This window comes from Azospirillum griseum (genome assembly GCF_003966125.1).
Lineage (GTDB): Bacteria > Pseudomonadota > Alphaproteobacteria > Azospirillales > Azospirillaceae > Azospirillum > Azospirillum griseum.
Window position 1 is genome coordinate 229,103 of record NZ_RXMA01000004.1, and the last position, 13,913, is coordinate 243,015.

Genomic DNA, 13,913 nt, shown 5'->3' on the forward strand with positions numbered 1-13,913 from the left:
TGATCGCATCGCACCGTTCAACGCAACCGGCTCACTCCGGTTGGGATGCTGGGTCCATGCCTGGAAATTCCTGACGCTTCACCAACCGGTACAGGTGGCCCCGTCGGTTCATCAGTTCATCGAAGCCGCCGCTCTCGACAACGCGTCCACCGTCGAGGACGAGGATGCGGTTGGCGTGGCGGATCGTGCTGAGCCGGTGGGCGATCACGATGCGCGTGGCGGGAACGCGTCGCACGGCCTCCATGACGCGCGCCTGCGCGTTGTTGTCCAGCGCGCTGGTCGCCTCGTCAAGGACAAGGACCGCCGGTTTGGCGAGAAGAGCACCAGCCAGCACGAGGCGCTGCACCTGCCCGCCCGACAGCGTGCGCGAGGCGTCGGGCAGCAACGTGTGCAGGCCCATCGGCATGGCGGCGACGTCCTCCGCCATGGCGGCAGCGGCCAGCGCCTCCCACACCTGTTTGGGCGTGGCGTCGGTCAGACCACGAACAATCTCGAAGATGGTTCCCGGCGGCAAACGGCTGTCCTGCAACACGACACCGATCCGCCGTCGTAGGGCGTCCGGGTGCAGCGCGCGCGTGTCATGGCCGTCAACATACACAGCCCCGTGTGATGGGGCCTCAAGCCCGAGCAGCAGCCGCACCAGCGTGGACTTCCCGCACCCCGAAGGCCCGACAATGGCGATCATGTCCCCCGGCACGGCTCGGAACGAAACGTCGGACAGAACCGTCGGCCCATCGCCGTAGGCGAACCCCACGGAGGAGAACTCGATTGCGCCGATCAGCGGGCCGGGATCGGTCAAATCCGCCAGCGCCTCGGGCGTTTCCTGGAGGAGTGGCTTCGCGTAGGCCCAGCCAGAGCGCAGCAACCAGACGGCAAGCCCACCGCGCAGCAACTGGGAGACCCCCGCCAGCATCAGCGCAAAGGAGGTGAGGACGACCACAGCGGTGGCCACCGGCAGACTTGCTGTCCCCTCCGGCGTGGCGCTGGTGGCGTGGATCGCCGCAAACAGAACAGCGGTGGCGAAGCCGGGATAGGCCGCCTGCCACGCCTCGTAGGCGTTCGCCATCCGGCGGGAGGCGACCAGCCGGGCGCGCAGCGACGCAAAGCAATCGGTCCACCGCAGCAGGGCACGCCCCTCCGCCGCTGCACCGCGCAACGCGACGATGCCGTTGACAAACTCGGCCAACAGGCTGTCCGCACTGCCCAGCAAACGCTCGCCGTCGAGCATGGCCCGCACCTGCAGCCACCCGGCAAGAAATCCGACGGCAAGGTGCAGCGCCACCAGCGACGCCGCCAGACCGGCCAGAACCGCATCGTTCCAGGCGATGACCACCAAGCTGGACAGCACGACGCCCAGCGCCCCGACCGCCGTGAAGAGGAAGTGCCGCACACCCGCCGCAACCGACACCGCCGCCGCCGCCCGCGCCGCAAGATCAGCGCTCGGCCAGCCACGCAGGACTCCGAGCGGCAGGCCCACGATGCGGTCCCAGACACCGTCGTGCACTTGGCTGTCGGCGCGGGCGGCAAAGCGACGGCGCGCCGCCTCCCCCGCAAGCTGCGCAACGAAGCCCGCGACGCCGATCAGCAGCATCAGCGCCCCGACCTGCATCACCGCGTCCGGCAGCGCCGTCGGCACCAGCACACCGTAAACAAAGCCGCTGGCAACCGGCAACGCTTGCGCAAGGACGCTGCCGACGAGCAGCGCCGCCAGGAAAACCAACAGGTCCGCTCCGCCACCGGCGACTCCGGTGGACAGCAGGGCCAGGACATCGGGACGCAGCGGCAACGGACGGAACACGGCGTGGGCCTCGACCGTCACACCAGCGGCGTTGGCCGCCGTGACCGGGCGTTCCGTGCCGGTGTGGTCGGTCTCGCACCAGCCAGCACCGCGCCAAACCAGGGCAACCGGAGTGCGACCGTCCCGCCAGGCCAACATGGGAGCGGATTCGGTTCTCCACCAATCATCGGCGAGTCGCACCGGCTGAAGCCGGAGGTCCGACGCCCGTGCGATCTCCTCCAGCGTCGGCGGCATGTCCATCTGTGCACGCCGTCCTCTGGTTGGGCGACGGACCGGCGTGCCGAGCGCGCGGCCCAGGACGCGCATCACGTCCAACAGGCCATCGCCGCCACCCTCCGCACGCAGCGGCAGCCGGTTGCCCAGAATGTCGGCGATCCGCCCGGCAGCCTGCGCTGTGTCAAACGCCTCCTCATTGTGCCGTCGGCGGAGCCGATGGGCTTCGTCCACCTCGGCAAGGCCGCGCGCCAGTGGCAGCAGTTCGGCGACGGCGGCGTCAAAAACGGCCAGCCCGGTCGGCCAGTCGGGACGGGCCAGCCCGCTCCGCCAGTCGAGCGCCCGAACCTCGCCCGGTTCGTCGAGAACCAGCCAGGCACCGGTTGGCAGCGGCAGAAACCCGCCCACCGGTTCGATGCCAAAGAGCCGCGCGCCGCCGGGTGGCAGGTCGATCCAGATGATTCCCCCGGAACCGCCGACAACAGCCTCGGCGGCCAGGGGCACGGATACGCCGTCCGCTGCGACAAGGTCCGACAACGGCCTGGGTCCGAAAGCGGGGGCCAGCCCATCGGACAGCGCCTGGAGCCAAAGGGCAAGACCATCGGCGAAGGCATCGGATGGGTCGGTTTGCGGCCAGCCTTCGGGCGGCAGCCCGTAAAGCCGGGCGTCGGCGTTTGCCACAGCCAACATGACCTCGTTGCCCAACCGGCTGGGCGGCAGGCCAAACAGCAGGCCGCCCGCTGGAATCCGGCCGATCGGTTGGCGGGCCGCTGGCGCATCGCGTCGCACGGCAAACAGCACAACCTCCCCCGCCACGACGGCAAGGCAGGCGGTTGTGTCGTCAAGCACGAGATGCCTTCCCGTCAGAAGGGTCGGCACCGTTGCCCTGTCATCAGCCAGCGTCATCGTTCAATCCGCCAGCATCAGACGGCGAAACGGACCAGGACCGGCCAGCAGCCGGTCGGGAGCATCGCACTGGACCACGCGACCACCGTCGAGCACGAGGACGCGGTCGCAATCGCGCAACGCCGAATGACGGTGGGCGATGATGATGGTGGTGGCACCGCACAGGCGCAGGTTGGCGAGAAGTTGCGCCTCGGTCTCGGCGTCGAGCGCTGCGGTCGCCTCGTCGAGGATCAGAATGCGTGGATCACGCACCAGCGCACGGGCGATTTCCAGACGGGCACGCTGGCCGCCGGACAGGTCGCGACCGCCTTCCCGCACGCGCGCGCCGTAACCGCCCCGGCGCAACACCGTGTCGTGCAGCAGCGCGCAGCGCGCCGCCGCCACAACGCGTTCCTCGGGCAGGCTGTGGTCCCACAGGGTGATGTTGTCGCGGACGCTGCCCTCGAAGATCGCGCCGTGCTGCTCGACGGTGGCCAGGGAGCGGCGCAATTGCAGGCGCGGCACCGCCGCCAGCGGAACGCCGTCGAACAGGATGGTGCCGACCGAAGGCTCGACGATGCCGGCGATGAGCGCGGCCAGTGTCGATTTGCCCGACCCCGACGCTCCGGCGATGCCAAGCCGTTCACCCGGTGCCAGATCGAACGACACCCCATCCAGCAGCCACGGGCTGCCCACCCCGCAGCGAAAGCCGACGCCGCGCACGGACACGGCACCGGCGAGGCGCGCGGCGTTGTCTCCCTCCTCCGGACGGACGTCCGCCCGGCTGAATTCGGCGGCGGGTGGATGACGGAGCGTGTCGTCAAGCAGCCGGAGACAGGCCTGCCCGTCCTGAATCCGCGCGCCGAGTTGGACCAGTGCTGCGACCGGCGCAAGAAATCCCGCCGTCAGCGCCTGAAAGGCGACGAGCATGCCAAGCGACAGGTCGCCAGCGATGACCATGTTGCCGCCGACCGTCATCACCAGGGCACCGGAAGCCACCGTGGTCAGTCCCGGCAAGGCGACGAGACGCGCCTGCGCGGCACCGACGGCTTGGCGCAGGTTGATCACCCGCGCGTTCATCGCCGCCAGCCGGGCGCGCAGCCGGTCAGCGGCACCAGCGGCCTTGTACTCCTCGATCATCCGCAGGCCCTGGCGGGCGAAGCCCGCGTGATCGGTGGCGGCGGCAAGCAGATGGCGGTTGTCGTCGTCCAGCGCGCGCGTCGACCGGAGCAGCACAGCAAGGTTGCCCAACGCCAACAGCAGCACGATGCAGGACAGAGTGGGCACCGTAACCAGCATGGCGACCAGGAAAGCGGACGCGGTCAACAGGTTGGACAGCGCGACGCCGACCTCGCCAGCCGCCACCTGGGCAACGCGGTCGTTCAGCATCGCCCGACCAGCGACCTGGGTGGATTGGCGTTGCGCGAAATAATGGATCGGCAGGCGCAAGACATGGTTGACGAACGTCAGCGCGCCGACGACCGCCAACCGTGTTTCCAACCGCAGCAGCACCTCGCGCTGCAACCAGACCAGAAGCCCGGTCACGGTGGCGCAGCCCGCCATGCCGAGCAACAGCGGCCCCAGCCAGTGATCAAAGCGGTCGATCAGGATGCGGTCGATGAAGATCCTTGCAAAGGCCGGTACCAGCAGGCCCGGAGCAACCAGTGCCAGCGCAATCATCACGGAAAAGGCGACGGCACCGCCGTTTCCCCGCAGCCGATCGGCAAGACCGCGCCACAGCGATGGAGGGCGCCCGCAAGGTTTGAACATCGGGCCGGGGCGGAGCGACAGCACCACGCCGGTGAAGCCTCGGTCGAAGTCAGCGTCGGACACCCGGCGCGGTCCGCGCGCCGGGTCGTTCAGGTGAACGACACCACGGCCAAAGCCCTCCACCACCAGAAAATGGTCCATTTCCCAATGCACGATGACCGGCATGGGCATGCGGTGCAGATGCTCCGGCTCCATACGGGACGCGTTGACGTCCAGCCCTTCGGCGCGAGCGGCTTGGACGATGGAGCGGGCGGAGCTGCCGTCGCGGGTGACGTTGCAGGCAACCCGCAATTCCTCCAGCGTCGTCCACCGCCCGAAATGGGCCAATATGATGGCAAGCGCCGCTGCCCCGCATTCGGCCGCCTCCATTTGCAACACGGTCGGGGTGCGGACGCGCGCGGACCGGCCCATCATACCCTATGGCCTCCCGTCGAACAAAACGCCCAAGGCGGGCAGCGCCAGCGCCAGAAGCGGGGTGGAGCGCACCGTAACGCGGACATCGGCCAGTGTGCCGCTGGCAAGCGGTGATGGTGCGGTGCGTGAGGATGACCACAAGGGTTGCGTCGGTGCCGTGGGATCGGTGTCGAGCGCCACAGAGACAGCGAACGGTGTCCCCAGTTCGGCGACGAAAGTCTGCACCAGCCGGTCGTTTTGCAGCGTCCGCATCATCCCGTCGCTGCTGGCGGGCATCTCGCCGACGCTGATGACCCGACCGAGCAGGAAGCCATGCTCCTCACGCCGGGTGGTCGCAGGCGAGACCTCCACCGCCATGCCGGGGGCCAGCTTTTTGCCATCGGCCGCACGCACATAGGCGACGACTGTCGGTACCAGCGGCGCCGCGCTGTCCACCGCGCCAGTCAACTTGCGGTTGGGCGTGCGCTCCACCGTCAGGATCGATGTTCCCGGCTGCACCACTTGGCCAATGTTGGCCTTGGCCTCGACGACGTGACCATCGAACGGTGAGCGGACGGTGCCCATCCAGTCCAGCCGTTCCTCCAGCCCTGTCACCCGGCGACGCGCCTCAGCCACCCGGCGTTCGGCGTCGAAGCGGGCCTGTTCGTCCTGTGTTGCCTTGACCGCTTTTTCTGATTCGATCGCCGCCGTCTCGTCCTGCGCATCGGCGATCTGGCCATTGACCGCCAACACCGCTTCGCTCGCCGCAATCAGCCGTTCGCGCGTCATCGTTCCCCGGGCGACCAAGCGCTCAACACCGTCTCGCTGTTCGATCAGCGCGTCACGACGCTCGCGCAATGCGGCGAGGCGGCCGGACAGTGAGGCAAGCCGCGCCCCGCGCGCCGCTGCGCGGGCCTCGGCGTCCCGGCGTTGGAAGCCAAGAAGATCGGTGTGGAAGCGCAACGCGTCGTCCAACTCTCCACGGGCAATGGAAAGCTGCAATCGCAATTCCGGCTGATCGATCCGCGCGATGATCATGCCGGGCGTGACGGCGTCGCCGGGGCGGGCGTTCAATTCGTGGATCTGACCGGACGCGTCGGCGACGACGTCCACCACCCCGCGCGCTGAGAGCAGAATGCCCCGACCGTTTACGGTGACGGGAACAATGAAGAAGGCGCTCCACACCAAAATGCCGAGGATGACGGTGGTCAGAAAAAAGCCCAGCCCCCACAGGCGCGGGCGCATCACCCGGAGCGCATCCCTGTGATCACTGCCGTTGGTAAATACGGCCACCGCCTGCGGACGGAAGGGCGGCACTGCGTCTGGCATCCCTGTCAAAACCGGTGGGGTTCCTACCGCAATTTATCCGGAGGTGATGATGAAGGCTATTTCTTGAACTTCGCCAACAGGTCATTCATTTGGTCTGACGCTTGCCTCTGCTTGTCCATCAACGACTGTAGCTTGATCATATCCATTTGGGCTTCCGAAGTCACAGTGTCGATTTTGGTTTGGACTCCGGTGATGGCGGACTCAAGTTCCTTTTTGTTGAGCGCACCATCCTGGACAGCGTTCGCGGAAAGGCCCAAAACCTTGGTCAACTCGTCGACCGAACGGTTTCCCCAGTCTGTCGCCAGAGATTTCAGCGAAACCTGTGCATCCGGTCCATGCGCCTCCAACGCCTTCTCGGCGGTTTTCAACACGGACAACCCTTGATTCAACTCACCGATTGTCGACTGGTGGGCCTTGACCTCGCCCACTTGCGCCTTTACCCACTCCTCAAGGGTGTCCAGCCGTTCCTGCTGGATGGCTTTCAGCATATCTTCCGGGCTCTTCCCTTCGCCGAGTGAGAGGGGCAACCCGCTGTCGGATTGGCCTTTTCCGCCTGTGACATTGGCAAGATCGTCGTCGCTCAACGCTGTCGGTGCCTTGTGATCAGCCATGTCCGACCTGCCCGGAATGAATATGATGTTCAACCAAACTATCCGAACAACTGAGCCAGTCAACGCTCAAATGCATCAGGACACTCGTGTCAGGTTCACGAGGCAGGTGATGTGGTGGGCGGCGGGGAATTTCGTAGGGCGGGGGATTGTCCATCACGACCATGTCGCCGGTCGTCCGGGTGGGAAGCGGAATGCGCTCGACGTCGGCGAGGAGGGCCGTACCGTTCATGGCACCACTCAGCAGCGTCATTGGTGCCGTGACGCCGGACAGTCAGATGCGCGGCCAACATCGCCAAGATCAGCTCCGTCTCCGCCGTGATCCGAAGCAGAAGAAAATCCCGGTGCTGATCAATCCGGTGCGACCGCAGGTTCCCGCCACGTTTGTCCAGGGCCAGCCGCTTGATGGTACCCCTTCCTCCACACCGGTGGGAGGAGGCTTTGTTTTGATTGATTGGCGTGTTTTGTTTCGTTTTTCAGGTCAATTTGACATATCCGCGCTCGATCACCCGTTCGGCGGCCTCATAAACCGTCTTCATTTCCTCGTAGGCCGTGCGCAGACGCGCCAATTCGGTAACGCTTGCCGCGCTGGGATGACGGGATTCGGCCATTTTGATTCCAGCGCGGATGTAGTCCGCGCGCAATTCAGCAACGCGAACGGCCATCCGCAGGAGTGATTCACGGTTGAGACCGGGCAACTCGCGCCCGATCACTTCGCAATTGGCCTCCAGGATCGCCGCATCCATGTTTTCCATGAAATGCCGGATGCGATGACGGGCACCGCTTTCCGACGCCTCCGGTGTCATCAGCTTGTCAACCTTGCCTTTTGCAAATTCGCCGATGATCTTGCCGCCCGAGGTCATGGTGCGCTCCGCCGCCAACCGTTGGCCCGCTGGCATTGTGGCACCGACATGGTTCCGTTTCCAGCGGATGCGTGCGCCCGGCTTTGGGGCGTTGGTGGCTTTTCTGCATCGAGCGGGTGCACGCGGCGGGCAATCCGTGCTACGCAAGCGTCCCGATTTGTGATGACCGTTCATATGGTAGACGCGCGATGTCCGACACCGGTTCCGAATACATTCTGACCATTTCCTGCCCCGACGCCGTCGGCATCGTTTACGCGGTGTCCGGTTTTCTGGCGGATCGGAGTTGCAACATCATTGACAGCGCCCAATTCGGTGATCGGGTGTCGGGGCTGTTTTTCCTGCGCATCCACTTTTCGGCCGGCTCCGCCGGTCCCTCGCAAGCGACGCTGAAAACGGATTTCGCCACCCAGGTGGCCGAACGCTTCGCCATGACCTGGAATGTGCACGACGCCAGCCGCCGCCAGCGTGTGCTAATCATGGTGTCAAAGTTCGGGCATTGCCTGAACGACCTGCTGTATCGCTACCGCACCGGCTATCTGCCCATCGAAATCCCCGCCATTGTGTCCAACCATCGGGATTTTTACCAGTTGGCCGCATGGCACAACATCCCGTTCCATCATTTGCCGGTCGGCCCCGACAACAAGGCCCAGCAGGAGGAACGCCTGTTGGAGATCGTGGACACCGAAAAGGTCGATCTGGTCGTCCTCGCCCGCTACATGCAGGTGCTGTCGGGCAAACTGTGCGAGCGCATGGCCGGTCGTGTCATCAACATCCATCACAGCTTCCTGCCCAGCTTCAAGGGGGCCAAGCCTTACCATCAGGCCCATGCGCGCGGGGTCAAGCTGATCGGTGCAACAGCCCATTACGTCACCTCCAACCTGGATGAAGGTCCGATCATCGAGCAGGAGGCTGAACGCGTCGATCACACGATGACGCCGGATGATCTGGTGGCGATCGGTCGGGACATTGAAAACGTCGTGCTGGCACGCGCCGTGCGCTATCACGTCGAACACCGCGTGTTGCTGAACGGAAACAAGACCGTGGTGTTCCGTTGACCGTCTCGTGGTGCATCAGAACACACAGCCACAGATGTGTGTCCCACAACCCGATCACGAGCGGCAGAAAAACATCCAAGGTGGGCAAGATTTCATCGGCCCTCGCGGCGAATGTTTCAAGTTGGTCACGAGACGGAGGAAAGATCGCGCCTCCGATTGTTTGGTGTTAGGATAAACAGCAACAGAACTTTAACCATTCCGAAAGACATAGAGGACTACTCTGACATTGCCCTCCAGCTCATGGCTGTGCGAGGGCGAGGCGAGTGTTCCCGATCCTCAGACGCGCCGACACCTCCCCCGGGTCGGCGCGTTTTTTCTTTGTTTGCCCCATGCGGGTCTTGCAAGTCGCTTAATCGGAAGTTAATGACAGCGTTGCACAGTGTTGATTGATGCTTGTGTGCGGCATTATGCCGTGTTGTGTCGGCTTCATCGGGTTCGGATTGGCGCATGGAAGACCAAGAGAATGATCTGTCCGTGACCGACGGCGTTCCGCCAGACGAATTGGCCGATTACACGATGTGGCGCGCCCGCGTGCAGGGCACGAACATTTCCGAAAAGACCTTGCTGGCCACAGACTATCTCAATCACTTCAATGAAATCGTGATGTTAATCGAGATGATTCCCGACATGCCGGACATGTTGGAGGAATGTCAGATCTGGCAACCGAAAAGCTACGCCGAGCATTTCCAGGACAGTGGTTTTTCGGACAAACTGCTGGCCATCGAAGCCTACAGCCATGTCCCCTCGAAATTCCGTCTTCCGTTCGAGGACACCATAACCCAAGCCCATCAGGTCATTGCCCGGACGTTGGAGCGGGTTGCAACCGACATCCAAGGGGGCGATCCGGACAAGTTGCGGGCCGATTGCCAGACATCCGTCGCCATGATCCACCGCATCATCCAGGTGGCGAACGGCATCATCCATGGTGCCGCCCACGTCATGGAGCAGGGTGAGATCGATTTGTATCTGCGCGAGGCTTAAGCCCCCCGGTTCAACCGGCTGCCCCGTCAAAAATGGCGATTGATGGTGCGTCCACCATTCCTTTGTTGCATGGCTCTCCGACCCGGCCCGGCACTATAGTCGTAAGCCTAAAAATGACGGGGGTGCGTGCGCGCACCGACCGCAGGGGGAGTTGGAGCATATCCATGATGGCTAGCGCCTTTGCTGTGGCCCGTGTCCGGGCTGCGCAGAATGAACCCTTGTGTCACCATTGTCGGAGAGGTCCGAACACCCCTGCTCCGGCGTCGGCGGGGGGGCGGTGAGCGCATGGAACGTTCCGGCCATCTCGACAGCTTCACCCGCGACCGCCTTCCCCCTTCGTCGCAACGCCCCGATTTTCTGCTCGACCGGCCCGAGCTGGCCTATCCGCTCCGTCTGAACGCCATCGCGACCCTGTTGGACGGGTGGCGGGAACGCGGTTGGGACGACCGTCCATGCCTGATCGGTGGGGACGAGGTGTGGAGCTACGGCCGGGTGCGCGACACCGTGGACCGCGTTGCCCGCGTGTTGACGGAGGATTACGGCATCGTTCCCGGCAACCGGGTTTTGCTGCGGGGGCCGAACACGCCCATGCTGGCCGTTTGCTGGCTGGCGGTGATCAAAGCGGGTGCCGTGCTGGTTCCGACCATGCCGCTGTTGCGCGCACCGGAACTGGCCGACATTCTGAATCGGGCGTCGATCACCATGGCGTTGTGCGATCAACGCTATCTTGATGATCTGGAGGAGGCGGCTCCGCCCTCCATGCGGTTGGTCGGGTTCCAGGGTGGCGAATTGGAGCACCGGATCGCCACCAAGCCCACCGGTTTTGTCGCCGCCGACACGGCCAACGACGATGTGGCGCTGATCGCCTTCACGTCCGGGACCACCGGCACACCGAAAGCGGCGGCGCATCTGCACCGCCACCTGCTCGCCATCGCCGATCTGTCGCCGCGCTCGATCCTGCACACCACGGCGGACGACGTGTTTTGCGGATCACCGACGTTGGCCTTCGCCTATGGTCTGGGTGGCTTGCTGTTGTTTCCGCTGCGCATCGGCGCGTCGGTGGTGTTGCTGGAACGCGGAACGCACGATCGTTTGCTGGACGCGGCGATCCGCCATCGTGCCACCGTGATGTTCACGGTTCCCACCGTCTATCGGGGCATGATCGCCCATCTGCAAAGCGAACCGGACTTGGCCGACCGTTTGACCTCGCTGCGGCTGTGCGTGTCGGCGGGCGAACCGCTGCCGCTGCCCACCTTCGAGGGGTGGCGGGCCGCAACCGGGCTGGAGATTCTCGACAGCCTGGGCACCACCGAGCTGTTGAACGCTGTTCTGCACGCCGTCCCGGGCGAGGTTCGCCCCGGATCAACCGGCAAACCGGTTCCCGGCTATGAAGCCATGGTGGTGGACGAACAGTTCCAACCGGTGCCGCCGGGACAGGTCGGGCGGCTCGCCGTGCGGGGGGCAACAGGATGTCTGTATCTCGACGATCCGCGCCAGGAAGCCTATGTGCAACAGGGATGGAACCTGACCGGCGACGCGTTCCATGTCGATGAGGATGGCTTCTTCTGGTACCACGCGCGCACCGACGATCTGATCGTGTCGGCGGGTTACAAGATCTCCGGTCTTGAGGTGGAAAACATCCTGCTGGGGCATGAAGCGGTGCAGGAATGCGCGGTGGTTGCCGTTCCGGATCCGGTGCGCGGCACGATTCCGAAGGCTTTCGTCGTCATCCGTGATGGCATGCACCCTGACGACCGGTTGATCGAACATCTGCAAAGCTATGTGAAGGAACACATCGCGCCGTACAAATACCCGCGCGCGGTGGAATTTCTCGACGCTCTACCCCGCACCGAAACCGGCAAGGTTCAACGCTTCAAGCTGCGCAAACGCGCGAACGACCCGGAGGTCTGACGCAGGCCCTGGTTGCAGCGCTACGAGATTGACGGAAGATCCTGGAAGCGGACAGGGCGGATGCCCTGCCGTTCCAACAACGCGGCGAAATCCGCCCCTTTGAGATACTCATACTCCGCGCGGCGCGGCTCCACGAGGCTGTCGACCCGGCGCAGCGCCTCGTCGGGCAAGCCAGGATGAACCATCATCAGGTTGCGCCCGGCTTTGCCATGGCGAAAACCCGCCAGAAAGCGCGGCATCAACGCGGCAAAGGGTTCCGCTGTGGCAAAATCATAGACTCCGGCAAACCGGTCATTGGCTGGGATCGAACGGGCGTCGAGCCGGCGCGACAAGCCGAACCCAAGCCCGCCAATCAGCAGTGTTTTGGGGACAGCCACCCGTCGGGCCAGAACCGCTGCGATGGGTTCGCCGCATCGACGGACATAGGTCCCCGGCCATGCCGCCGCCGCATCGACCACCGCGTCGCGCACCGTCGGCAACTGGTGCACGTGCTGATGCCCGTCGATATAGGCCGGAGGCCTGCCCCATACGGCGGTGAAGGCGTCGATCTGGCGGGTGAGTTCCGCCCGGATTTCGGCCGCATCCAAAGCCTGGCGATAGGCCATCGCCATCAACCGACCAAGCGACGGCAATCGCCCATCGGGAGCCAGATGCGGCATCGGTCCCAGCGGGCGTTGGTCGGTCAGGGTGAAGTGGAGGCCGACGTCGGCGTGACCGGCCACCGCGCGCAGGGCCGCCGCCTCCGCCTCCCAATGGGGGCACAGGCTCATCACCGACGTGGCCGTGATGCGGCCCAAGGCGATCAACTCACGAATGGCAAGGTTGACCCCCGGTGCCAAGCCATAGTCATCGGCACAAATCACAACGGGCACAGTCATCGCGGTCACTTTCAGGGAGGCGATACGGGTCATCGCCATCACGCCAACGGGCGGGGTGGCACGGTTGCCAAGGTGACGCCGGGCAGAACCAGAGCCGCACCGAGCAGATGAAACGATTCCAGCCCTTCGCCCAGAAGGAGCCAGGACGCCAACGCCGCCCACAAAGGTGAGACATACAGGGTTGTGGCCGCCTGCGCCGCCCCCATCCACGCAATCGCCTTTTGATAGGCCAGCAGCGCCAGGACCGACGCGAACAGCGCCACGGCCAGAATGGACAGCAGCGTGGTGAGGGTCAGCGGCATCGGTCGCACGGCAATGCCCTCCCACACGTAAAAGGGAGCCAGCACAATCACGCCCGCCAGGGCATTGGCGGCAAAGCTGGTCACAACCGGCAATGGGTTGCTCGTCTGCCGCAGGAGAATGGTGTAGAGCGACCAGGACACCGCGCCGACCAGAACCAGCAGATCCCCGGTGTTGAAGGACAGGGTGCGCAGCGCGCCCGGATCACCCCGCGTCAGGATCGCCACCACCCCGGCCATCGCCAGCCCAATGCCCGCGATCTGACGCGGGCGAATGGGGTCTCCCAACCATGCAGCGGCAATCCCCAGCACCATCGCCGGGCTGGTGGCGTAAATCAGGCTGGCGTTGGTCGCGCTGGTGTGGACCAGGCCATAATAGACAATGGCCCCGGAGATTCCCTGCCCCAACACGCCCAGCAACAAGAAGCGCCGCCAATCCCGCAACAGGCGGTGACGGTGGGTCAGCAAACCGGGCAGCGCCACCGGCAGAACGATGAGAAAGGCCAGAAGCCAACGCCAGAACGCCATGCCAACCGGTGGCACAGCGTGCGCCACGGCCCGCCCCAACACCGGGTTTGAAGCCAAAAGCGCCGAGGCGATCAGGTAGAGGCCGATCACAGCCACCGGACCACGGCTCAACAGGAAATGCATGGATGGGAAACGCCGCTGGAAGGAGGGCAACGCAGAGCCGAATCGCAAAAACCTATCACGCCATGGAACCGAAGGGAGCGTTGGCTCTGCATGGCAGATGTTCGCAGAAGGTGGACTGATTCGATTGGGAGGCAATCTGTTTCCGGGAGAAACAATTCAATTGCGTTTGCAACTGTTTCGTTTTGAAGTAAAAAAACGTGCGGATTCGCTCATTTTCAGCGCTGGTGGAATGCTCCGAAGAGTAGAGTAGCGCCGTATGCATGTTGACGTTGACAGGTG

12 protein-coding genes are annotated in these 13,913 nt (G+C 64.5%); 4 read left to right on the forward strand and 8 right to left on the reverse strand.

What is annotated here, in order from left to right; genetic code table 11:
- Positions 1-31 precede the first annotated feature (31 nt).
- From EJ903_RS06835 to EJ903_RS06860, 6 genes are all read right to left on the reverse strand, one after another.
- Positions 32-2,860: an ATP-binding cassette domain-containing protein gene (locus tag EJ903_RS06835; protein ID WP_158627887.1), complete on the reverse strand. Its 2,829-nt coding sequence runs from the start codon at positions 2,858-2,860 to the stop codon at positions 32-34.
- A gap of 60 nt (positions 2,861-2,920) precedes the next feature.
- Positions 2,921-5,080, reverse strand: coding sequence for a cysteine peptidase family C39 domain-containing protein (locus EJ903_RS06840; RefSeq protein WP_126613424.1), 2,160 nt, complete (start codon positions 5,078-5,080; stop codon positions 2,921-2,923).
- A gap of 3 nt (positions 5,081-5,083) precedes the next feature.
- A complete protein-coding gene (locus EJ903_RS06845; protein ID WP_246015297.1) occupies positions 5,084-6,304 on the reverse strand; it encodes an NHLP bacteriocin system secretion protein in 1,221 nt (406 codons plus the stop codon).
- Positions 6,305-6,444: 140 nt separating this feature from the next.
- Positions 6,445-6,999: a hypothetical protein gene (locus EJ903_RS06850; protein WP_126613428.1), complete on the reverse strand. Its 555-nt coding sequence runs from the start codon at positions 6,997-6,999 to the stop codon at positions 6,445-6,447.
- Entirely contained in the window at positions 6,992-7,228 is a 237-nt protein-coding gene (locus EJ903_RS06855) for a hypothetical protein (protein ID WP_126613430.1), read from the reverse strand. The genes EJ903_RS06850 and EJ903_RS06855 overlap by 8 nt, the downstream gene beginning before the upstream one ends.
- A gap of 244 nt (positions 7,229-7,472) precedes the next feature.
- Positions 7,473-7,859 carry a hypothetical protein gene (locus tag EJ903_RS06860; protein ID WP_126613432.1) on the reverse strand — a complete coding sequence of 129 codons (387 nt, stop codon included), beginning with the start codon at positions 7,857-7,859 and terminating at the stop codon, positions 7,473-7,475.
- A gap of 188 nt (positions 7,860-8,047) precedes the next feature.
- Here EJ903_RS06860 and purU point away from each other — a divergent pair, with 188 nt between their 5' ends.
- From purU to EJ903_RS06875, 3 genes are all read left to right on the forward strand, one after another.
- Complete coding sequence (purU, locus tag EJ903_RS06865; protein WP_126613434.1) at positions 8,048-8,914, forward strand: formyltetrahydrofolate deformylase; 867 nt, start codon at positions 8,048-8,050, stop codon at positions 8,912-8,914.
- A gap of 447 nt (positions 8,915-9,361) precedes the next feature.
- Positions 9,362-9,895, forward strand: coding sequence for a hypothetical protein (locus tag EJ903_RS06870; RefSeq protein ID WP_126613436.1), 534 nt, complete (start codon positions 9,362-9,364; stop codon positions 9,893-9,895).
- A 285-nt stretch (positions 9,896-10,180) separates the two neighbouring features.
- Positions 10,181-11,806 (forward strand): AMP-binding protein, encoded by a 1,626-nt coding sequence (locus EJ903_RS06875; RefSeq protein ID WP_126613438.1) that lies wholly within the window; start codon positions 10,181-10,183, stop codon positions 11,804-11,806.
- A 20-nt stretch (positions 11,807-11,826) separates the two neighbouring features.
- Here EJ903_RS06875 and EJ903_RS06880 read toward each other — a convergent pair whose 3' ends face one another.
- Together EJ903_RS06880 and EJ903_RS06885 are read right to left on the reverse strand one after the other, a co-directional pair.
- A complete protein-coding gene (locus EJ903_RS06880; protein WP_126613440.1) occupies positions 11,827-12,684 on the reverse strand; it encodes a ChbG/HpnK family deacetylase in 858 nt (285 codons plus the stop codon).
- 38 nt (positions 12,685-12,722) lie between these two features.
- A complete protein-coding gene (locus tag EJ903_RS06885) occupies positions 12,723-13,634 on the reverse strand; it encodes a DMT family transporter (protein WP_126613442.1) in 912 nt (303 codons plus the stop codon).
- Between EJ903_RS06885 and EJ903_RS06890 the strand changes: the two genes are divergently transcribed.
- Complete coding sequence (locus EJ903_RS06890; RefSeq protein WP_126613444.1) at positions 13,633-13,884, forward strand: hypothetical protein; 252 nt, start codon at positions 13,633-13,635, stop codon at positions 13,882-13,884. The two genes, EJ903_RS06885 and EJ903_RS06890, sit on opposite strands and share 2 nt — an antisense overlap.
- Positions 13,885-13,913 lie beyond the last annotated feature (29 nt).

Bases quoted from the DNA above. Each gene is read 5' to 3' on its own strand.
- EJ903_RS06840 (WP_126613424.1), bottom strand. From the start codon at position 5,080: ATGATGGGCCGGTCCGCGCGCGTCCGCACCCCGACCGTGTTGCAAATG.
- EJ903_RS06845 (WP_246015297.1), bottom strand. From the start codon at position 6,304: ATGCGCCCGCGCCTGTGGGGGCTGGGCTTTTTTCTGACCACCGTCATC.
- EJ903_RS06850 (WP_126613428.1), bottom strand. From the start codon at position 6,999: ATGGCTGATCACAAGGCACCGACAGCGTTGAGCGACGACGATCTTGCC.
- EJ903_RS06855 (WP_126613430.1), bottom strand. From the start codon at position 7,228: ATGAACGGTACGGCCCTCCTCGCCGACGTCGAGCGCATTCCGCTTCCC.
- EJ903_RS06860 (WP_126613432.1), bottom strand. From the start codon at position 7,859: ATGACCTCGGGCGGCAAGATCATCGGCGAATTTGCAAAAGGCAAGGTT.
- purU (WP_126613434.1), top strand. From the start codon at position 8,048: ATGTCCGACACCGGTTCCGAATACATTCTGACCATTTCCTGCCCCGAC.
- EJ903_RS06870 (WP_126613436.1), top strand. From the start codon at position 9,362: ATGGAAGACCAAGAGAATGATCTGTCCGTGACCGACGGCGTTCCGCCA.
- EJ903_RS06875 (WP_126613438.1), top strand. From the start codon at position 10,181: ATGGAACGTTCCGGCCATCTCGACAGCTTCACCCGCGACCGCCTTCCC.
- EJ903_RS06880 (WP_126613440.1), bottom strand. From the start codon at position 12,684: ATGACTGTGCCCGTTGTGATTTGTGCCGATGACTATGGCTTGGCACCG.
- EJ903_RS06890 (WP_126613444.1), top strand. From the start codon at position 13,633: ATGGATGGGAAACGCCGCTGGAAGGAGGGCAACGCAGAGCCGAATCGC.
- EJ903_RS06885 (WP_126613442.1), bottom strand. From the start codon at position 13,634: ATGCATTTCCTGTTGAGCCGTGGTCCGGTGGCTGTGATCGGCCTCTAC.